The 19754-nt window shown below is 62.8% G+C and carries 18 protein-coding genes; 11 read left to right on the top strand and 7 right to left on the bottom strand.

Annotated features, from left to right (window positions below; genetic code table 11):
- Positions 1-4 precede the first annotated feature (4 nt).
- Positions 5-808 carry a SirB1 family protein gene (locus HX830_RS15520; protein WP_103496577.1) on the bottom strand — a complete coding sequence of 268 codons (804 nt, stop codon included), beginning with the start codon at positions 806-808 and terminating at the stop codon, positions 5-7.
- Positions 809-986: 178 nt separating this feature from the next.
- Between HX830_RS15520 and HX830_RS15515 the strand changes: the two genes are divergently transcribed.
- Positions 987-2006 (top strand): Leu/Phe/Val dehydrogenase, encoded by a 1020-nt coding sequence (locus tag HX830_RS15515; RefSeq protein ID WP_103496578.1) that lies wholly within the window; start codon positions 987-989, stop codon positions 2004-2006.
- A gap of 30 nt (positions 2007-2036) precedes the next feature.
- Here the strand turns inward: HX830_RS15515 and HX830_RS15510 are convergent, their stop codons facing one another.
- Complete coding sequence (locus HX830_RS15510; RefSeq protein ID WP_152740026.1) at positions 2037-2303, bottom strand: YebG family protein; 267 nt, start codon at positions 2301-2303, stop codon at positions 2037-2039.
- A 429-nt stretch (positions 2304-2732) separates the two neighbouring features.
- Here HX830_RS15510 and HX830_RS15505 point away from each other — a divergent pair, with 429 nt between their 5' ends.
- Positions 2733-3233, top strand: a complete 501-nt coding sequence (locus tag HX830_RS15505; protein WP_177101055.1) for a phosphate-starvation-inducible protein PsiE — start codon at positions 2733-2735, stop codon at positions 3231-3233.
- A gap of 57 nt (positions 3234-3290) precedes the next feature.
- Here the strand turns inward: HX830_RS15505 and HX830_RS15500 are convergent, their stop codons facing one another.
- On the bottom strand, positions 3291-3632 hold the full coding sequence (locus tag HX830_RS15500) for a YXWGXW repeat-containing protein (RefSeq protein ID WP_103496585.1): 342 nt from the start codon (positions 3630-3632) through the stop codon (positions 3291-3293).
- Between the two features lie 264 nt (positions 3633-3896).
- On the opposite strand from HX830_RS15500, the gene HX830_RS15495 reads away from it, so the two are divergent.
- Together HX830_RS15495 and HX830_RS15490 are read left to right on the top strand one after the other, a co-directional pair.
- A complete protein-coding gene (locus HX830_RS15495; RefSeq protein WP_177101053.1) occupies positions 3897-5435 on the top strand; it encodes a DUF1800 domain-containing protein in 1539 nt (512 codons plus the stop codon).
- Positions 5436-5463: 28 nt separating this feature from the next.
- Positions 5464-6663 (top strand): DUF1501 domain-containing protein, encoded by a 1200-nt coding sequence (locus HX830_RS15490; protein WP_103496587.1) that lies wholly within the window; start codon positions 5464-5466, stop codon positions 6661-6663.
- A 7-nt stretch (positions 6664-6670) separates the two neighbouring features.
- Here HX830_RS15490 and HX830_RS15485 read toward each other — a convergent pair whose 3' ends face one another.
- Together HX830_RS15485 and HX830_RS15480 are read right to left on the bottom strand one after the other, a co-directional pair.
- A complete protein-coding gene (locus HX830_RS15485) occupies positions 6671-7036 on the bottom strand; it encodes a DUF3509 domain-containing protein (protein ID WP_103496588.1) in 366 nt (121 codons plus the stop codon).
- Positions 7037-7194: 158 nt separating this feature from the next.
- On the bottom strand, positions 7195-8583 hold the full coding sequence (locus HX830_RS15480) for an aminotransferase-like domain-containing protein (protein WP_177101051.1): 1389 nt from the start codon (positions 8581-8583) through the stop codon (positions 7195-7197).
- Positions 8584-8729: 146 nt separating this feature from the next.
- Here HX830_RS15480 and HX830_RS15475 point away from each other — a divergent pair, with 146 nt between their 5' ends.
- Both HX830_RS15475 and HX830_RS15470 read left to right on the top strand, forming a co-directional pair.
- Positions 8730-9929, top strand: coding sequence for a benzoate/H(+) symporter BenE family transporter (locus HX830_RS15475; protein WP_103496600.1), 1200 nt, complete (start codon positions 8730-8732; stop codon positions 9927-9929).
- A gap of 299 nt (positions 9930-10228) precedes the next feature.
- Positions 10229-10642, top strand: a complete 414-nt coding sequence (locus HX830_RS15470; protein ID WP_103496590.1) for an HPF/RaiA family ribosome-associated protein — start codon at positions 10229-10231, stop codon at positions 10640-10642.
- Between the two features lie 63 nt (positions 10643-10705).
- On the opposite strand, the gene HX830_RS15465 is transcribed toward HX830_RS15470, so the two are convergent.
- Positions 10706-11623: an EamA family transporter gene (locus HX830_RS15465; RefSeq protein WP_177101049.1), complete on the bottom strand. Its 918-nt coding sequence runs from the start codon at positions 11621-11623 to the stop codon at positions 10706-10708.
- An 80-nt stretch (positions 11624-11703) separates the two neighbouring features.
- The gene (locus HX830_RS15460; RefSeq protein WP_152740018.1) at positions 11704-12396 is read right to left on the bottom strand and encodes a hypothetical protein; all 693 of its coding nucleotides are present in this window, start codon (positions 12394-12396) and stop codon (positions 11704-11706) included.
- A 357-nt stretch (positions 12397-12753) separates the two neighbouring features.
- Between HX830_RS15460 and HX830_RS15455 the strand changes: the two genes are divergently transcribed.
- The 5 genes from HX830_RS15455 to dacB all read left to right on the top strand — a co-directional run bounded on the left by HX830_RS15455 (position 12754) and on the right by dacB (position 19653).
- Complete coding sequence (locus HX830_RS15455; protein WP_177101046.1) at positions 12754-13356, top strand: RNA polymerase sigma factor; 603 nt, start codon at positions 12754-12756, stop codon at positions 13354-13356.
- Complete coding sequence (locus HX830_RS15450; protein WP_177101044.1) at positions 13353-14342, top strand: FecR domain-containing protein; 990 nt, start codon at positions 13353-13355, stop codon at positions 14340-14342. The genes HX830_RS15455 and HX830_RS15450 overlap by 4 nt, the downstream gene beginning before the upstream one ends.
- A 114-nt stretch (positions 14343-14456) precedes the next feature.
- Positions 14457-16907, top strand: coding sequence for a TonB-dependent siderophore receptor (locus tag HX830_RS15445; RefSeq protein ID WP_152740015.1), 2451 nt, complete (start codon positions 14457-14459; stop codon positions 16905-16907).
- Positions 16907-17959, top strand: a complete 1053-nt coding sequence (locus HX830_RS15440; RefSeq protein ID WP_152740014.1) for a hypothetical protein — start codon at positions 16907-16909, stop codon at positions 17957-17959. The genes HX830_RS15445 and HX830_RS15440 overlap by 1 nt, the downstream gene beginning before the upstream one ends.
- A 170-nt stretch (positions 17960-18129) precedes the next feature.
- The gene (dacB, locus tag HX830_RS15435) at positions 18130-19653 is read left to right on the top strand and encodes a D-alanyl-D-alanine carboxypeptidase/D-alanyl-D-alanine endopeptidase (protein ID WP_152740013.1); all 1524 of its coding nucleotides are present in this window, start codon (positions 18130-18132) and stop codon (positions 19651-19653) included.
- Positions 19654-19754: the final 101 nt, after the last annotated feature.

The raw sequence follows: 19754 nt of genomic DNA, 5'->3' as shown, positions 1-19754 counted from the left end.
CCGCCTAATGCACCACCGCATTCGGTGGTAATTGCCCCAGCCGTTCCGTCAGCCGTAGCCGTTGGAGCGGGTCTTCGCTGAGCAGCAGCGCCCGTTCCAGGTCATGGCGTTCGGCCCGTGGGCAATCGAGGCGCTGGTACAGGCTGGCGCGGGCCAGGTAGTCGCCAGCATTGGCCTGGCCCAGTTCCAGGACCCGCTCGGCATCCACCAGGGCCCCGAGGAAGTCGTCGTTGGCCTGGTGCAATTGCCGCAGATTGCGCGACAGGCGCTGGAGCATCTGCACCGGCGTGGCGTTATGCATGTGCTCGGCCTTCAGCACCGTGCTCGGGCCGTACTGGCGGACCAGCAGTTCGCGGCAGTCGTTGGGGTAAAGGCGCCGGCCGCCACACGGGTCGAGCAAATGGTCGGCCCCCGGCACCCGCAGCAGGAAATGCCCGGGAAAATTCACCCCCACCAGCGGGATCTCCAACTGCCGGGCCAGTTCCAGGGCGATCAACGCCAGCGCCAGCGGTTGCCCGCGCCTGCGCTGCAGGACCTTGTCGAGCAGTGCCGCGTGAGGTCGCAGCGGGGTGAACTCGTCCTGCTGGAACCCCAGTTCGTTCAGCCGCCGCAACAGCGGCTGGCCCAACTCGCTGACCGGCAGCATCGGCAGGCCGGCGCTGACCCGTTGTTGCAAGTCGCGGAAATCGCGCAATACGGATTCAGGCAGGACCTGCGGGTCATGTTCGGCTGCTATCCACACGGCTGCTTCAAACACGGCGGGCGGTGTACGTTGCAGGCAGGCGAAAAAGGCTTGGCGGGGGTTCATCGAGATCTCCGGCAGAGTCTCTGTTTTAGCCCCGTGATGGGCTTTCGTCCAGTCCGCTTGCAGCGCTCGAGGGTTATGTCGCAAAAACTGCAAACGCCTGGGTCTTATTCCTGCTTGCTTCTGCAAGCTTTCCCACGAAGCCTATACTCGCTACAGGCAGTATCCAGGGGGCCTCTCGATGTTCGCTCTCATGCAAAGCACTCGTCTTGAGTCGCTGCACCTCAGTGTCGATCCGGTAACCGGGTTGAAGGCGGTGATTGCCATCCATAACCGTCGCCTCGGGCCGGCGCTGGGTGGCTGTCGTTACCTGGCCTATCCCGACGATGAAAGTGCCATGGTCGATGCCATTCGCCTGGCCCAAGGCATGAGCTACAAGGCCGCGCTCGCCGGGTTGCCGGTGGGCGGTGGGAAAGCGGTGATCATTCGTCCGCCCCATGTGGAAAGCCGCGCCGCCTTGTTCGAAGCCTTCGGCCGTTGTATCGAGCAGCTCAACGGGCGCTATATCACCGCCATCGACAGTGGGACCTCCACCGCCGACATGGACTGCATTGCCCAATACACCCAGCACGTCACCAGCACCACCAGCGCTGGCGACCCGTCGCCGCACGCGGCCATGGGCGTGTTTGCCGGGATTCGCACCACCGCCATGGCGCGGCTGGGCAGCGACAACCTGGAAGGTTTGCGAGTGGCGGTGCAAGGGTTGGGCAACGTCGGTTATGCCCTGGCCGAGCAGTTGCACGCGGCGGGGGCGGAATTGCTGGTCAGCGATACCGACCCGGGCAAGGTGCAACTGGCCATGGAGCAACTGGGGGCCCATCCGATTGCCTGTGAAGCCTTGCTCAGTACCCCATGCGATATTCTCGCCCCTTGCAGCGTGGGCAATGTGCTCACCAGCCAGAGCGTGGCGCAGCTGCGTTGCGCGGCGGTGGCGGGTTCGGCCAGCACCCAGCTGACCCATATCAGCGTTGCCGATCAGTTGGAAAAACGCGGGATTCTTTATGCCCCCGACTACGTGATCAGCGCTGGCGGATTGATCTATGTCACCCTCAGGCACCGGGGCGAGGAACTGTCGACCATCACCGCCCACTTGTCCCGTATCGGCACGCGCCTGACCGAAGTCTTCGCCCATGCCCAGGCGGAAAAGCGCTCGCCGGCGCGGGTGGCCGACGAACTGGCGGAGCGCCTGCTTTACCGTTGAACGAACCGGTTCCTGCCGTCTGGCGCTGTCTTATTCGACAGGGGCAGGGGGCGAGAGCAATTCGCTCAGCGCATCCGGCTGGCTCTTGAACGCCCGGGCGAACACATCGCGGTTTTTCGCCATGTAGATGCCGGCTTCTTCCACCTGCTGCTCGCTCAGCGAGGGCACGGCTTTTTGCAGGACTTCGGCCAGCAGCTCGGCCAATTCGAGCATTTTGTCATGACGGTCAGCTTCGGCTTTATCCATGAACAAACGCTCCAGATCTCGGCTGCTGCGGTATACCACTTCGACGGCCATTCACCACCTCACATGCCTTCACGATAGTTGTGTTTTGCAATTACTGTATCTATATACAGCTAAAAGCATAAGCGAATCCCCAGGGTTTGGGTAGTGGCTTTTTAATGTAGACCGGTTTCACGGTTTGTCAGATGCACAACCGAGTCTGCATCGGGGGCCTTGGGTGATCTTTGGGGCCTCTTCGCGGGCAAGCCCTGCTCCTACAGTACTGCGTTGAGTACAAATTTTGCGTACGACGCCGTACTGTAGGAGCAGGGTTTGTCGGGACGCCGCATCGCCGCGAAGGTGTCGGTGGGCGCACCGCCGCAACGTGCCCCGGCAGGCATTATCATCATCTCATCGCTTTCCCTGGCCTTTTTTCTGCATGCAGGGAAAACAGTCATCTTCCACCCGCATCATTCGATCAAGCCGAACCAAGGAACCTGTACCGTGAAAATCAATTGGGCCGAGAACCTGCGACAAAACGTGCATCAGGTGGCCGAATCCCTGGGCAACCTGCTGGTTGAGTCGTTTCATTACCTGGCGCTGTTCGCCATCGGCGGAGTGACTGCCTGGGCGGCGGTGATGGAGTTTCTGGTGATGATCGAAGAGGGTCATCTGAAGATCGACGACATCCTGCTGCTGTTCATCTACCTCGAACTGGGGGCGATGGTGGGGATCTACTTCAAGACCAACCATATGCCGGTGCGCTTCCTGATCTACGTGGCGATCACCGCGCTGACCCGGCTGCTGATCTCCAACGTGTCGCACCACAATCCACCGGACATGGGCGTGGTTTACCTTTCCGGTGCGATCCTGTTGCTGGCGCTGGCGATCCTGGTGGTGCGCTATGCCTCGTCGCAGTTTCCGTCGGTGAAGATCGAGCACCCGCAACGCAAGACCGGCGAGGGCTCCAGCGAGCATCCGGAAGTGGAGAAGGGCGAGCTTTGAACCCCCTGCAGGAGCAAGCAAGCTCGCTCCTGCAGGAAAAGGAAGCCTATCGGTGGATCAGTTGATCCAGGCCCCGGCACGCAAATGCCAGCCATCGTTATGCCGTTCCCAGTGCGGGTGTACATAGCGATAACCCTGGCGCACCGGTTCCCAATGACCGTGCATCGCTACATAGCGTCGCCCGTCCCAATGCCAGTAACCCCGTGCCCAGATAAATCCAGGGCGATAGGCCGGCTCCACTTCGATCACTTCCTGCGGTGGTGGCTGCGGAGCCACCACTTCCACGTATTGCGGCGCGGGCCGTTCGACCACCACCTGGCGATCGTGAACCACGCGTTCCTGTACGCAACCGGAAGCCGCCACGACTACCGCTGCAAGTGCTGCGTAACGTAAAAACATGTTGCCTCCTCGGGATGGTCCGCCCACGGCACGCGCCTGGCGAACGGATCGTTGCCGTGTTTTCTCACCGGCTACGCTTGTTGTAACAGTATGTATCTGTCCGGATCCTGAACCCGACACAGTCTTTTTGCGGCAAAAGCCGCTTGTCACAGACCTCTGGCAGGATAGAACTGAATGCGCATTTGTCAGCATTGGTACAGCCAGTTCGACAGACACTGGGGATGAAAGGATTACTGCCGTTCTCACCTTTGGAAGCCTCTTGATATGCCAGTACCGGGTGCTGTTCTACGTTGTCTGGGGTTGTCGGTGTGTCTGGCGGCGGGCCTTCCCGTCATCGCCGTGGCGGCACCTGTCGTGCCGTTGAGTCCCGCTGATTCGGCCTGGCTGCGGCGCGATGGTTACGACCTGGACGCGGCGAACGTCGCGCGCTTTCGGGCCATGGGCCGTAGCGGCTTGCTCGAGGCGCAACTGAGCGACCGTATTCGTGACCCGTTGCCGCCGGGTATCGACGCACAATTGCGCGCGTTCCCGATCCTTGCGCAACCGCTGCAGGCCACCTTGCTCGCCTTCAAGCAGGGCCAGGAGCAACTGCAGTCGATGCCGGACGGCGATGCCAAGGCCGATGCCAAGAAGGCCCAGCAGCAACAGCTCAATGACGCCGCCGACCAGGCCCGGCAAATCACCCTGCTACGGGCGGTCTATGGCAGCAACCAGCTCAAGGAGCAGATGGTCGGCTTCTGGCTCAATCACTTCAGCGTATTTGCCGGCAAGGGCGCGGTACGCCTGATGGCGGCGGACTACGAAGAACAGGTGATTCGCCCGCATGCCCTGGGCAAGTTCAGGGATCTGGTCCTGGCGACCCTGAAGAGTCCGGCCATGCTGGAGTTTCTCGACAATGCCCAGAACGCCAATGGCAAGGTCAACGAAAACTACGCCCGCGAACTGATGGAACTGCACACCCTGGGGGTCGGTTCCGGCTACACCCAGCAGGATGTCCAGCAACTGGCGCTGATCCTTACCGGTGCCGGGGTGCGGCCGCTGGATGGCCGGGTGCAGAAGTTCGGGCCCCGGGTGGCGCCGTTGGTGGTGAATGACGGGATGTTCCAGTTCAATCCCAAGCGCCATGACTTTTCCGACAAGGTGCTGCTGGGCGAATCGATCCAGGGCAGCGGTTTCGGTGAAATCACCCAGGCGGTGAACCTGATCACCCGGCAGAAAGCCTGTGCGCAATTCATCTCGCGCAAACTGGCGCAATACTTTGTCGCCGACCAGCCACCGCAGTCCCTGGTGGACCGCATGAGCGTGACCTTCCAGCGCAGTGATGGCGATATCGCCCAGGTGTTGCGCACGCTCTTCGAGTCGCCGGAACTGCTGCAAAGCGCCGGGAAAAAATTCAAGGACCCGACCCAGTTCGTGGTCTCGGCGGTACGCCTGGCTTACGACGGCAAGCCCATCGCCAATCCACGGCCGATGCTCAACTGGCTCAATCAGTTGGGCGAACCGGTATTCGGCCGGCAGACCCCGGACGGCTGGCCGTTGGACGCCGCTGGTTGGGCCAGCTCGGGGCAGATGTCGAAGCGTTTCGAAATCGCCCGGTCCATCGGCTCGGGCTACAACAAGTTGTTTACCCCTGAAGGAAGTGACAAGGCCGAGGGCGGTTTCCCCATGATCACCACGCCGTTGTATTACGAGGCCATCGGCCCGCATCTGTCGGCCGCCACCACAGCCGCGCTGAATCAGGCCACCTCGCCCCAGGAATGGAACACCTTCCTGTTGTCTTCACCGGACTTCAACAACCGTTAACGTCGTGCTCTTCAAGGAAGGTGCAGTGATGAATCGTCGAGACTTTCTGGTCGCTTCAGCGGTCGCCGCCGCGACCCTGCCGACCTTGTCGTTCTCCGGCAAGTTGTTCGCCGCTCCCGCGTCGGCACCGCGTTTTCTGATGGTGTTCCTGCGTGGCGGCTACGACTGCAACAACCTGCTGGTGCCCTATGCCAGCGATTTCTACTACGAGTCGCGGCCGACCCTGGCGATTGCCCGGCCCGACCCGCACAACCCCAACAGCGCCATTGCTCTCGACGGCCATTGGGGGCTAAACCCGGTGTTGCACGATTCGCTCTATCCGCTCTGGCAACGCAAGCAGCTCGCCTTCGTGCCCTTTGCCGGCACCGACGACCTGTCGCGCAGCCATTTCGAAACCCAGGACAATATCGAGGCCGGGCTGGCCGGCGACCAGCATGGGCACTATGGCTCGGGCTTTCTCGCCCGTTTGGCCGGGGCCATGCCCGGCAGTGCGCCGATTGCCTTTACCGACGCCTTGCCCCTGAGTTTCCAGGGCGGTCGGGATATTCCCAATCTGTCGTTGCGTGGGGTTTCAAAACCGGTGTTCGACGAGCGCCAGTCCTCGATCCTCGCCTCGATGTACAAAGGTACGACGCTGGCCGCACCGGTAACCGACGGCCTGCAACTGCGCCAGCAAGTGTCGAAGGACCTGCAGGATGAAATGACCAAGGCCGGGCGTGGTGCGCAGACGGCGCAGAACTTCGCCGCGGAAACCCGACGTATCGCCACCCTGATGCGCGATCAGTATCGACTGGGTTTCGTCGATGTCGGCGGCTGGGATACCCACGTCAACCAGGGCGGCGCCCAGGGTCAGCTGTCCAACAACCTGGCGAACCTGGGGCAGGGCCTTGCGGCCTTTGCCGACGCCATGGGCGATCAGTGGAAGGACACCACCGTGGTGGTGGTCTCGGAGTTTGGCCGCACCTTTCGCGAGAACGGCAATCGCGGCACCGATCATGGCCATGGCACGGTCTACTGGGTGCTGGGCGGCAGCGTGCACGGTGGGCGCATCGTCGGCGAGCAAGTGGCAGTGGCGCCGGGCAGCCTGTTGCAGAACCGCGACTATCCAGTGCTGAACAACTACCGCGATTTGCTGGGCGGCCTGTTGGGCCGCACTTGGGGTTTGTCCACTGCGCAACTTCAGAGCGTTTTTCCCGGCGCGCGCCCCAATGGGTTGCAGTTGGTGTAGCGGCTGCTTAACGAACCGGCAGCGTCACTACCCGTCCGGTCGGTGTGACCGGGCGCCCGACACGATGGCCGGCACCGCTCCAGACCGGTGCCGGGAGCGTTCCCAGCTTGAGGCTGTCGCTGTCGGTCATGGCCGTGAGGATATCCATCGCGCTGTGCCCCTGCTCGATGGCGATGCCGAACTGAACGCTCTGGATCAGGCGTTTCAGTCGTCTGGGATCATTGCGTTGCTCGGCGCTGATCATCCGTTTGGCCACCACGCCATCGGCGTTGGACAGGGTCAGCATGACGTCGCCGTCCAGTCCCTGGAGGCTGAGGTTGACTCGGTATTCGGGCTGGAAAGCCTCGTTGATCAACTGAAAGGGGTTATCCATGTGTGTCACCACTCTGATCGAAACCTGCATTCATTGACTGCGCGCCGGGCGGGTTGGTTCGTCGCTTCCGGACCGGCGGCAGATCGGTGCCCTGACCTCATGTCGGGGCACAACTACACCATTTGAATTTGCAAGGCTTGTGCCGGGTAAACGACCGTTCAGTAGAAACGTCGCGGGTCGGCGTCGATCAGGCTGGCCAGCTTGGTCAGGGCGAAACGCAGTTCGTCGCGGCTGGTGGGTGACATCAGCACGATCCGCACGCTGCGGGTATGCCCAAGGCGCTCGGCCTGGAACTGTGTGCCGCTGAGCACCAGCACGCCGTTGGCCCGCGCCAGCAGGGTGAACTCATCGCCGCTCCAGGGCTCGGGCAAGGTCAGCCACAGATGATAACTGTGGGGCTGGGTGGTGATCTGCAAGCCGTGGAAGACTTCGGCGGCGATGGCCTGGCGCGCGGCCGCCTCGGCGCGCTGGACCGCGACCAACCGAGTGTCCAGCCCTTCGCTGAGCATCATGCTGGCCAGTTGAGCAGTCAGCGGCGAGGGCATCCAGATACTGCTGCGCACCATCGACGTCAGGCGCGACAGCAGTTTCGGCGGGCTGTACAGGTAGCCGATGCGCAGGGCCGGCATCACCGATTTCGACAGGCTGGTGAGGTACACCGAACGCTCCGGGGCGTAGCTGGACAGCGGTCTGATCGACGGATCGTTGGCGAGGAAACCGTAGATATCGTCGTCGATAATGATGAAATCGAACTCTTCGGCAATCGCCGCGATCTGCGCCCGGCGCGCCGCCGACATGATCGCCGTGGTCGGGTTCTGGCAGGTGGCGACACAGATCAGCAGCGCCGGTTTTTCCCGTAGGCAACGCTCGCGCAGGGCCTCGGGAATGATCCCTTCCGCGTCCATTTCCACACCGCCTAGCCGGCGCTCCAGGCCATGGGCCAGGGAGATGATGCCGGGGTAGCAGAGCGCTTCGCAGAGCACCAGGTCGCCGCTGTTGCTCAGGGCACTCATGGCGACCATCAGCCCATGTTGCGCACCGGCGGTGATCACCACCTGTTGCCATTGCGCATCCGGCACCGACTGGCGCAACCACTGCGCGCCGGCCTCGCGGTGGGCAGGGTGGCCGCCGTCGGGGGCATAGTCCAGGGCGCGGGCGAAATCCGAGTCGTTGGCCATGTTCACCAGGGCATCGCGCAGCTCGTGTTCGAGGGGCTCGCCGTGGGGCTTGATGATCGACAGGTCGAGCAGGTCGGTCGGCCCCGGCGCCAGCAATGCCGGCGCCTGTTGGCGGGTCGGCATCGGTGCGCCCTGTTCCAGCACATAGGTGCCGCGTCCGACTTCGCCCTGCACCAGCTTGCGCCGCTGCGCCTCGCTGTAGGCGCGGCTGATGGTACCGGGCGTGACCTCCAGCGCCTGGGCCAGTTCACGCAGGGTCGGCAGGCGGCTGCCGGTTTTCAGCGTACCGCTGGCGATATCCCGCGCCAGCGCGTCGGCGATGGACAGGTACACCGGTTGGTTGAAGTCGCTGAGCCGAGGAACCCACATGCTTGATGGCTACCGATCCTGAAAAGTGCGGGCAAGCTTATCACAGGGTGTATGAATCAAAATTGATTCTATTGAATCGAATCAATTTATGCGGTTATATGCGCATCAATCGACTCAATGACTTCCACCTCCAGGTACCGACGCTTATGAGCAGCCTCAGACAGGACTTTTCGTTATCCGCGGTGATCGCCGGTTTTATCGCCGTGGTCATTTCCTACGCCGGCCCGCTGATCATCGTGTTCCAGGCGGCGTCCCAGGCCCATCTGTCCGGCGACCAGGTGTCGTCGTGGATCTGGGCGATTTCCATCGGCAGCGGCGTCACCGGCCTGCTGTTGAGCTGGCGCCTGCGGATCCCGGTGATCACCGCCTGGTCGACCCCCGGTGCGGCGCTGCTGGTATCGATGCTGCCGACGGTGTCATTCGCCGAAGCGATCGGCGCCTATGTGGTGGCGTCGGTGATCATCCTCGTGGTCGGGCTGTCGGGAGCCTTCGACAAGTTGATGAGCCGCCTGCCCAAGGCGATTGCCGCGGCGATGCTGGCGGGGATCCTGTTTCGCTTCGGTGCCGAGCTGTTCACCTCGATCCGCCTGCAACCGGCGCTGGTGTTGTCGATGATCGCTGTCTACCTGGTGTGCAAGCGCTTTTCGCCGCGCTACGCGATTCTCTCGGTGTTGATCGTCGGCTGTGGTTTCGCCGCGCTGATGGGCGAGTTGAACCAGGGGGCGATCACCGTGGCGGTGGCCCATCCGATCTTCACCGCGCCCGAGTGGAGCTGGCACGCGATCATCAATATCGGCCTGCCGCTGGCCCTGGTGACCCTGACCGGCCAGCACGTGCCGGGCATGGCCGTGTTGCGCACCGCCGGTTATACCCAGCCGGCCCGGCCGATGATTTCGCTGACGGCGGTGGGCGCGGTGTTGCTGGCACCGTTCGGTGCCCATGGCCTCAATCTGGCGGCGATCACGGCGGCCATCTGCACTGGTCGCGAGGCCCACGAAAACCGCGACAAGCGTTATATCGCCGGCATCGCCTGCGGGGTTTTCTACATCCTGATGGGCACCTTTGGCGCGACCCTGGCCTCGGTGTTCGGCGCCTTGCCCAAGGAGTTGATCGCGTCCCTGGCCGGGCTGGCGCTGTTCGGCGCGATCAGTGCCGGGCTCACGGGGGCCATGGCCGAGGAGAAACAGCGGGAAGCGGCGCTGATCACCTTTCTGGTGACCGCTTCAGGCATGAGTTACCTGGGGTTGGCGGCGGCGTTCTGGGGATTGATCTTCGGCCTGGTGGCGCATTTCGTGCTGAGCTACACCCGTGAACGCAAGGTGGTGCCAGGGTTGCGCGAGGCTTGATGTGTTCGAGTGCCGGACAAGGATGTCCGCTGTTTCAAGGCGTTTTGGCCGAGCTTGTAGTGGGGCTTTTTCAGGAAGGTTGTTGCAGGAAATGACAGGAAAGCGACTCGACCCAACTCCCGACATTAACAGCGCTTTACCGGCTTGTCCGGCTATTTCGTCGGATAATTATTTATCTTTTCAAAGGGGTTGAATTGTTTTTCCAACTGCCCAACTCTGTCATTAAGAGGTCATGTTCAGCACGCCTTCAGGCGCTGCCGACGAGTCTCTTACTAGCTAGCTGAAATAAGGGAATAACTATGCAAATCCAAGTCAATAGTGATAACCATATTCAAAGCAGCATTCGACTGGAGGAGTGGGTCCGGACGAGCGTAGAGACCGCGCTCGAACGTTATGAAGAAGACCTGACACGGGTCGAAGTTCACCTGGCGGACGAGAACGGCGACAAGCCGGGTCCCCACGATATGCGCTGCCAGATGGAAGCGCGGCCAAAAGGCCATCAACCGATTTCGGTCACCCATAAAGCCGATACGCTGGAACAGGCGATCGATGGCGCGGCCACCAAACTGGAACATGCACTGGAGCATCTGTTCGGCAAACTGCAAGCCAAACGCGCGACCGCCATCAAGGGCGAGCGCCGTGACCTGGGAGACGCACTGCTGGAAGAGGAGTTCGAAGAGAAAGAACGTGTACGGCTGGCCGCTAACGGCTGATCTTCAACACTGACCATAACGGGCCCGCATTTGCAGGCCCGTTTTCGTTCTGGGCTACAACGCTCAACCCAGCGGCTCGTCGACCTGACGTGCGGCCCTGGCCTGCAGCCAGTTGGCAATCAGCGCGGCATTGATAAACAGCGCAATGCCCAGCAGGATCACCACGATCGAGGCCAGCTTATAGGGCCCGATGCTTTCGTCGAACATCAGCCACGAAGTGGTGACACCGGAAATCGGCACCATCAGCGACAACGGCGCGACCATGGACGATGGGTATTTCTTCATCAGGTTGTTCCACACCCGGTAGCCGAACAGCGTGGTGACATAGGCCTGGAACAGCACCGAAAAGATCGCCGCAGGTGTCAGGTTCGTGCCCAGTTGATAAAACGGTGCACTGCCCTTGGCCAGCCAGGTCATGAGAAACAGCGGCGGTGCCGCGAACAGGCTGGACCAGACGATAAAGGCGACCATATCGCCGGGGCGGGTCTGCTTGACGATCAGGTTGCAGGCGCTCCAGCTCAGGGCTGCCAGCAGCACCAGCACGGTGCCGGTGAGCACCGCCTGGCCTTCGGTGAAGTGAATGATCGACAGCAGGCCGAGGCTGGCGAGGATCACCCCGGCGATCTGCGGCCCGGCGATCTTTTCCTTGAGCAGCCAGGCGCTGAGGAAGATCGTGAAGAAGGCGCTGAATTGCAGGATCAGCGAGGCCAGGCCTGGGGTCAGTCCCAGGTGCATGGCGTAGTTCACCACCCACCAGAGCCCGACGCCGAACAGCAGGCCGTAACCGGCGATGGCGGTGAGACTGACGCCCGCCGGTCGTTTCATGAAGAACACCAGGGGCAAGGCGCAGCAGGTGAAGCGCAGGGCGGTGAGCAGAAACGGGTCCAACTGCTCAAGGCCCAGTTCGATCACCGAGAAGTTGCTGCCCCAGATAATCGTGACCAATAGCCCGAGGGCCAGGTCCAGCGGTTGAAATTTCATGGGGATTCGAGGTCCTGTTGGCGAAGGCGGGGAGGGCGTCCTTGCCGCCGCAATGGCGACGACAAGGACGTGGACGAGGTTCAGGCGGCGATCTCCGGATCGACGCCGTCATAGACGAAGGCATCGAATTTTTCCGGACGCCATACGTCATCCCGGGTGTAGTAGTTCAGGACCACGGTGATCTTCTTTTCCGTCACCGTCGGTTCGCAGTCATGGAGGATTTCCCGGCCCTTCATGACCAGCACCGAACCGGCCTTGGCGTGGATATGCCGGTGTTCGATCCAGGGTTCCGGCTTGCTCGGATGGGCCCGGGGAATCTGCATGCGCAGCGGGGCTTCGCGGTTGCTGGTGAGGAACAACAGCACGGTGATCGCGTTGGTGTCGTAGTGCTCGCCCAAGGTCCCGCCGCCTTCGGGGTAGACCTTGATATTGATGTCCGAGCGGCTGTGGGGCGAGACAATCGCAGCCTGGCTGGTGACCAGGCTGATCAGCGGCAGCAACGAGTGATAGATCGCCGTCAGTTCCGGCAAGTGATCGCGCACATCCTGGCCCAGGAAGATGTAGTGCAGGTATTGCCCGCCGGCATCGGACACCTCGCGGGTGCCCAGTCCCTGATGGTTGACCAGCTTGACCCGACCTTGTTCGATGGTGCGCTCGACCCGTTCTTTCAAGGTGTCGCACAACTCGGGGGGGACGATGTCGTCAAGGACCGTGACGTAGTCGTAATGATATTCGGCAATATGTTTGTTGAGATTGAACGGCGTGTTGTTCATGGAAGCTCCCTGCTCGGTTAGCGGACGGCATTCCCCTCGACTGCCTGGCTGAAGAGGCCGTGTGTTGGACGATCAAGTAAGACCGGCCCGGGGACTCCTCCACGTATGAGAACCCGAGACGGGTCGGCGGCCCGTGCTGGGACGGCAACCGTCGACCGCCCGAAATTAGCCCAGCATTCGGCCCATCCTCCAGTTTTTTTCAGCATGACTATCCGTTCGGATAGCCACCGGTAAATGTCCTTGTGCCACCACGGCTCGTCGGATGTTTTTGCGTATGAGAATTTTTATCATTAATATTGGCGTCCTTTCCGCTGGCCTACTGCTGCTCGGCGGCTGACTGTTGCTGGGAGTGTCGTGATGAACCTGGCCCTGCGCCCCCCCGAGAACCCGGATGCCGAGAGGACCGAGTTGCACGCCGGTCGCGCGCACTTCCTGCAAGTGTTCCTGTCCCAGCGTTCGCAGATGGAGGCGCTGGTCAGTCGCCGGGTCGGTTGTCGGGCGACGGCGGCGGACCTGGTCCAGGACCTGTTCCTGCGTTTCTGGCGTCGGCCCCTGGTGCAGGTGGAGGAGCTGAGCACCTACCTGCTGCGCTGCGCCGGCAACATTGCCATCGACCATTTGCGTAGCGAGGGTGTTCGCGTGCGGGTCAATGAAGGCTGGCTGCCCGAGCAGCAGGATAACCAGGGCTGCGAGCCCGAGGCGGCCCTGGAGGCCGGTAACGATCTGCGTCATGTCGAGGCGGCGCTGCGCAGCCTGCCGGAGCGCACCCGGCAGATTTTCCTGCTCAACCGGATCCATGGTCGCAAGTACACCGAGATCGCCAAGGTCATGGGCCTCTCGCAAAGTGCCGTGGAAAAACACATGATGCGTGCCCTTGAGGCTTGCAAGGCCAGTCTGCGAGAGCCTTCGGCCGGGCATCGAGCGCCATCCGCCACACGTCTGCCAGGGAAAGCATCGTGATCCATTCTTCCAGCATTGCCGTGACACCCAACCAGGAACAGGCCGCCCTGGCCTGGCTCAGCCTGTTGCACAATCAACCGAGCCGGGGTGACCAGGCGCGCTTCAGTCTCTGGCTGCAAGCCGATCCGGCCCATGTCGAGGCCTATGCCCAGGCCCAGGTGCTCTGGGAACTGAGCGAAGTGCCGGCGAGTACCTTGGCCAAAGAGGAGGCCGTGGTCTTGCAAGCCTTGCTCGCGGCCATGGACCGGCCCAAGCCGGCAACGCGCTGGCGCTGGTCGGCGGGCCTGGCCATGGCCGCCTGCCTGCTGCTGACGGTGTCCATGGGCCTGGGTTTCGAGCCCGGTCGTTGGCTCGACGACCTCGGCGCCGACTATGTGTCGGTGCCGGGGCAGGTGCGCACGGTGACCCTGGCCGACCGTTCCGAAGTCACCCTGGACACCGACAGTGCGATCTCCGTGGATTTCAGCGCGGGCGAACGGCATGTCCGGCTGCGTCGGGGCTCGGCGTTTTTCCAGGTGACCCATACCGGCGAGCCCTTTGTGGTGGATGCGCAGGGGGGCGAGGCGCGGGTGCTCGGCACGCAGTTCGAAGTGCGCTTGCAACCGGGTGGTGCGCGGGTGACGGTGTTGTCCGGGCGGGTCGGGGTTCGCGCGAGTGCGGGCGCGCCGCAACAGATTCTCGGCGCCAACCAGCAGGTGGCCTATGTCGATGGTTCGGCGCAACCGTTGCATCCGGTGAACAGCGACCAGTTGCTGGCTTGGCGCCAGGGTTGGCTGAACTATTCGAAAGCCAGCGTCGCCGAGGTGGTCCAGGACCTGGGCCGGTATTACCCGGGACGGATCCTGGTATTCAACGACAGCCTGGCGGCACGGCGGATCAGCGGCAGTTTTCCGAACAAGGATCCGCGGGCGGTGCTCGATTCGTTGCAAGGCGTGCTGGGCTTTGAACAGCACAGTCTGCTGGGTCGGGTCATCGTCTTGCGCTGACCTGGGAAAATATTTTCAAAATAAAGGTGAGGTAAACGCGAAGCCCATCCGTGTAGTGGTTGAAAGTGCGATTCATTCGCATTAATGATTTCTCTACGTATGGGTCAGGCACACATGAAGTCCAGGGCAAAATCGGTGGCAGGCAGTTCGGTCAAGCGGTGGTTCGGCGCGTCGGCGCTGGCGGTATCGGGGTTGGCCTTGCTGCCCCCGGGCGTGGTCCTGGCAGCCGAGTTCGCGGCGCAGCACAGCGCGCAGTTCACCTTCGCCATTGCCGCCAAACCGCTGCCCCAGGCCCTGAACGACTTCAGTCGGGTGACCGGCCTGAGCGTGGTCTACACCGACGAAGCCGCCTACGGTCACCAGGCCCCGGCGATCAACGGGCAGATGAGCGCCGAGCAGGCCATGCAACAGCTGCTGAGCAACTCCGGTTTCACCTTCCGCCGCACCGACGACCACACCCTGGCCCTCGAACCCTTGCCGACCCAGGGCGCCCTGAACCTCGGCGCCACCACCATCAACGGCACCCCGCAGGCGTCCTCCACCAGCTACCAGCCGCCACAGGTCACCTCGGTGGCCCGGTCCAGCGCCTCGCTGCAGGAAATCCCGCAGACCATCAACGTGGTCTCGGCCCAGGTCCTGCGTGACCAGACCCCGCGCAACCTTGATGACGCGCTGAACAACATCAGCGGCATCACCCAGGCCAACACCCTCGGCAGCACCCAGGACGCGGTGATGATTCGCGGCTTCGGCGACAACCGTAACGGTTCGATCATGCAGGACGGCATGCCGCTGGTGCAGGGCCGCGCGCTGAACGCCACCACCGATCGGGTCGAAGTGCTCAAGGGCCCGGCCTCCCTGCTCTACGGCATCCAGGACCCGGGCGGTGTGGTCAACCTGGTCAGCAAGAAACCCCAGTTGGAGCAGTACAACGCCGTGACCCTGCGCGGCTCGACCTACGGTTCGGGCAAGAACGGCAGCGGCGGCAGCCTCGACAGCACCGGCGCCCTCGGCGATTCCGGGTTGGCCTACCGCATGGTCCTCGACCGTGAAGACGAAGATTACTGGCGCGACTTCGGTGCCCACCGCGAGACCCTGATCGCCCCGTCCCTGGCCTGGTTCGGCGAGACCACCAAGCTGCTGCTGTCCTACGAGCACCGCGAGTTCCTGACCCCGTTCGACCGTGGCACGGCCATCGACCCGCGGACCAACCACCCCTTGGCCATCCCCAAGGATCGCCGGTTGGATGAGCCGTTCAACAACATGGAAGGCCGTTCCGACCTGGTCCATTTCGAAGCCGACCACGACCTGAACGACAGCTGGAAAGCGCACCTCGGCTACAGCTGGAACCGCGAAACCTACGATGCCAGCCAGGTCCGGGTGGTTTCGGTCAACCCGGCCAACGGCACCCTGGTGCGCAGCATGGACGGCACCAAAGGCGCTCTGACCACCGACCGCTTCACCACCGCCAGCCTCGAAGGCAAGGTCGATGTGGCCGGCATGCAGCATGACCTGGTGTTCGGCATGGACGACGAGTACCGCAAGATCTACCGCTCCGACCTGATCCGCCAGAGCCCGCTGAACACCTTCAGCTACCTGGACCCGATCTACGGACGCGAAGTCCCGGGCTCCACCGTCAGCCCCAAGGACAGCGACCAGACCGACCTGTTGCGCAGCGACTCGCTGTTCGCCCAGGACTCGATCCACCTCAACGACCAGTGGATCCTGGTCGCCGGCGGTCGCTACCAGATGTATGACCAGTTCGCGGGCAAGGGCCGGCCGTTCCAGGTCAACACCAACGGCAATGGCGAGAAGTTCGTGCCGCGCGCCGGCCTGGTGTATCGCTACACCGACGAGCTGTCGTTCTATGGCAGCTACACCGAATCTTTCAAGCCCAACTCCACCATCGCCCCGTTGGCGGTGACCAGCAATACCCGCCTGGTGCTGGACGGCTCCCTTGAACCGGAACAATCCAAGGCCTGGGAAATCGGCACCAAGCTGGATATTCCAGGGCGCATCACCGCCACGGCGGCGATCTACGATATCCACAAGCGCAACGTGCTGGTGTCCGTCGCCGACGGCCTGACCACCCAGTACAGCATTGCCGGTCAGGTCCGTTCGCGCGGGTTGGAACTGGATGCCAGCGGTCAGTTGAGCGATCGCTGGAGCCTGATCGGCAGCTACGCCTACACCGATGCCCAGGTCACCCAGGACGCCAATTACCAGGGCAACCGCCTGCAGAACGTGGCGAAGAATGCTGGGTCGCTGTCGGCGGTCTACGACTTCGGTTCGATCATGGGCGGTGGCGACAAGCTGCGGGCCGGCGCCGGCGCGCGTTATATCGGTCATCGCACCGGGGATGCGGCCAACACCTTCGACCTGCCGGGTTACACCGTGGCCGATGCCTTCGCCACCTACGACACCCAGCTCGAAGGGCAGAAGGTCAAGTTCCAGCTCAACGTGAAGAACCTGTTCAACAAGGTCTACTACACCTCGGCGGTCAGCCAGCTGTTCGTGTCCATGGGTGATGCGCGCCAGGTGTCTGTCTCCAGCACCCTGGAGTTTTGATGAAACGAATCAGTGCAGTCCTGCTGGCCCTGACCCTGAGTGGTGCCGCCCTGGCGGCTGCACCCGAGGACGGGCGCCTGTACCAGCGTGAGCATCAGGTGACCTTGCCCGGCTCCGGCGACAGCTGGGGGTTCGCTGCCCTCGATCCAACCCGGCCCTACCTGTTCCTGGCCCGGCGGGAAAACGGCCTGAGCGTGTTCGACGTGGCCAGACAGCGCCTGGTGAAAACCCTCGAGCATTCGGCAGGGGCCAACGCCGTGGTGTTCGTGCCCGAACGCAATCGCGTGTTCGTGCTCAATACCGACGGCAGCCTCGGCGTGGTGGAGCTGTCGAGCCTCAAGCTGCTCAAACGCATTCCCGTGGCCCAGAGCAATCTCAACAGCGCGGTGTATGAGCCGCGCAGCGGCCAGGTGATCGTCGTCAGCGGACGGCGGGCGGATCGTTCGACACTGTTTGTCTTCGACCCCAAGCAGGAAAAGATCACCGCCGCCCATGAACTGGACGTGAAGAAAATCGATCCGCTGCTGGTCAAGGGCGACGGCAGTTTCTTCCTGCCGATGCGCGACGAAGGCAAGGTGGCGCGGTTTTCCGCCAGCACCTTCGAAGTGCTCGACAGCTGGAGCTTCGAGGGTTGCCCCAAACCCAGCGCCCTGGCCGAGGATCAGCCAGGGCAGCGATTGTTCGTCGCCTGTCGCGGCGAGCAACCCCGGCTGATCGTGGCCGACCTGGAGAGCGGCGCGGTCAAGGCCAGCCTGCCGATCACCCGGGACGTCAACGCCCTGGCCTGGGATGCCCGACAACATCGGCTGATCATCCCCAGCGGGGTGGACGCCAACCTGACGCTGGTGGAACAGACGGACCTCGATCACTACCGTACGCTGGGTAGCGTCAGCACCTTGCCGATGGCCTACAACATGGCGTTCGACCCGCTGAGCGGCAAGGTCTACCTGCCCGCCATGGACTTCACCCTGCCGGCGACCGCCAAGGGCGAAGCCAAGGCCGATCCACTGTTTCACGCCAACAGCTTTTCCGTCACCACCCTGGCGCCCTGAACCACAAACCCTGTCCCCGGAAAGCGAATCGCCACGCATGGATTCCGGGGACGGTGTTCCCGCATAATTCCCCCGTTGACTCGCTAAGTACCTTGTTCTTACGTGCCTCCTGAGTGATGAGTCGCGGGTAGCGGCTATTGTGTGTTTATTGGTTGAGTTCGAGGCGGAAGATGAATTCGGTACAGGGTTTCATGGGCAAGGGCGTCGCGTTGGCGTTATGCGTACTGTTGGCGGCCTGTTCGAGCAAGGCGCCGAAGGCTCCCGAGCCGGCCCGGACGGTGGTCCTGCAAGCAGCGCAGTTACCATTGCCGTTGCCACGCTCGGCTTTTTGCGCCGGGCTCGACAGTGTCCTGCGCGCCCCGGCGCTGCAAGGCGCGATGACCTCGCTGGTGATACGCGAGGCGAACACCGGCAAACTGGTGTGTGAATACAATCCGCAATTCCGCCTGATTCCGGCTTCCAGCCTGAAGTTGGTGACCACGGCGGCGGCGATGGAAATCCTCGGTGCCGATTATCGGTTTTCCACCACCCTGTTGAGCACCGGTGTGCAGCAGGGCAACGTGCTGAACGGCGACCTGTACCTGCGCGGCACGGGCGACCCGAGCATGCGCCAGGAAGACTACCAGGCCCTGGCGGCCGGGCTGGCGCGTAAAGGCATCACGCGGGTTCGCGGACGGCTGATCCTCGATGACACCGCCTTCGACCACGAACGGCTGGGGGTCGATTGGTCCGCCGATGACGAGCAACAGTATTTTGCGGCGCAGATTTCCGCGCTGAGCGTGTCGCCGAACGCGGACCTCGATGTCGGTTCGATCCTGGTGAATGTGCGTGCCGGTGGCGCCGCGCGCCAGCCGGTTCGGGTCAGCTTCACCCCGGCCAACCACTACATGAACGTGCTCAACCGGGCCACGACGGGCCGTGGCGGTCCGCTGGTGGTCAGTCGCGGCCATGGTGGCAACCTGTTGCGCATTGACGGCGCGTTGCCCAAGGGCGCGGAGCGCATTGCCCAGGTCAGCGTCTGGGAGCCGACCGGGCTGGTGGCCGATCTGTTCCGCAGCGCCCTGCTCCAGCAGGGGATCGCGGTGGAAGGCGGCAGCTTGCTGGGTGTTGCCACGCCGGCTGCGGCGCAGCCGCTGGTCGAGCACCAGTCGCCGGTCCTCGCGGAGCTGATGTCGCCGCTGCTCAAGTTGTCGAACAACAATATGGCGGAGATCCTGCTCAAGTCCATGGGCCGCAAGACCGCCCATGAGGGCACGGCGGCGGCAGGTGTGGCGGCGGTCAACGGATTCCTGCAGGGGCACGGGGTGGCGTCGGCGCAGTTGCTGCAGTTCGATGGTTCCGGTTTGTCACGGCGTAACCAGGTGTCGGCGCAGACCCTCAGCGATTTGCTGCTGGTGGCGCGCAGTCGCCCCTGGTTCCAGGCCTGGTATGCGGCGTTGCCGGTTGCCGGTAATTCCGAGCGGATGATCGGCGGCACCCTGCGCAAACGCCTGCATGGTACGGCGGCGGCGAACAACCTGCATGCCAAGACCGGTAGCATGGGCGGTGTGTCGTCGCTGGCCGGTTATGTCACCAGCCGTGATGGGCGGCTGCTGGTGTTCGCCATGCTGAGCAACAACTACCTGGTCGGTGGGCGGCAGGTCAAGGCGGTGGAGGACCAGGTGGTGACGGCGTTGGCCAACAAGGTTGACTGAAAAAACGGCATCTTGAAAACACCGCATAACCTGTAGGAGCAGGGCTTGCCCGCGAAGAGGCCCCTGAGATCGCCAAAAGCTTCGCGGGCAAGCCACGCTCC

Source organism: Pseudomonas gingeri, from assembly GCF_013385425.1.
GTDB lineage: Bacteria > Pseudomonadota > Gammaproteobacteria > Pseudomonadales > Pseudomonadaceae > Aquipseudomonas > Aquipseudomonas gingeri_D.
This window is presented reverse-complemented; position numbering and strand designations above follow the sequence as displayed.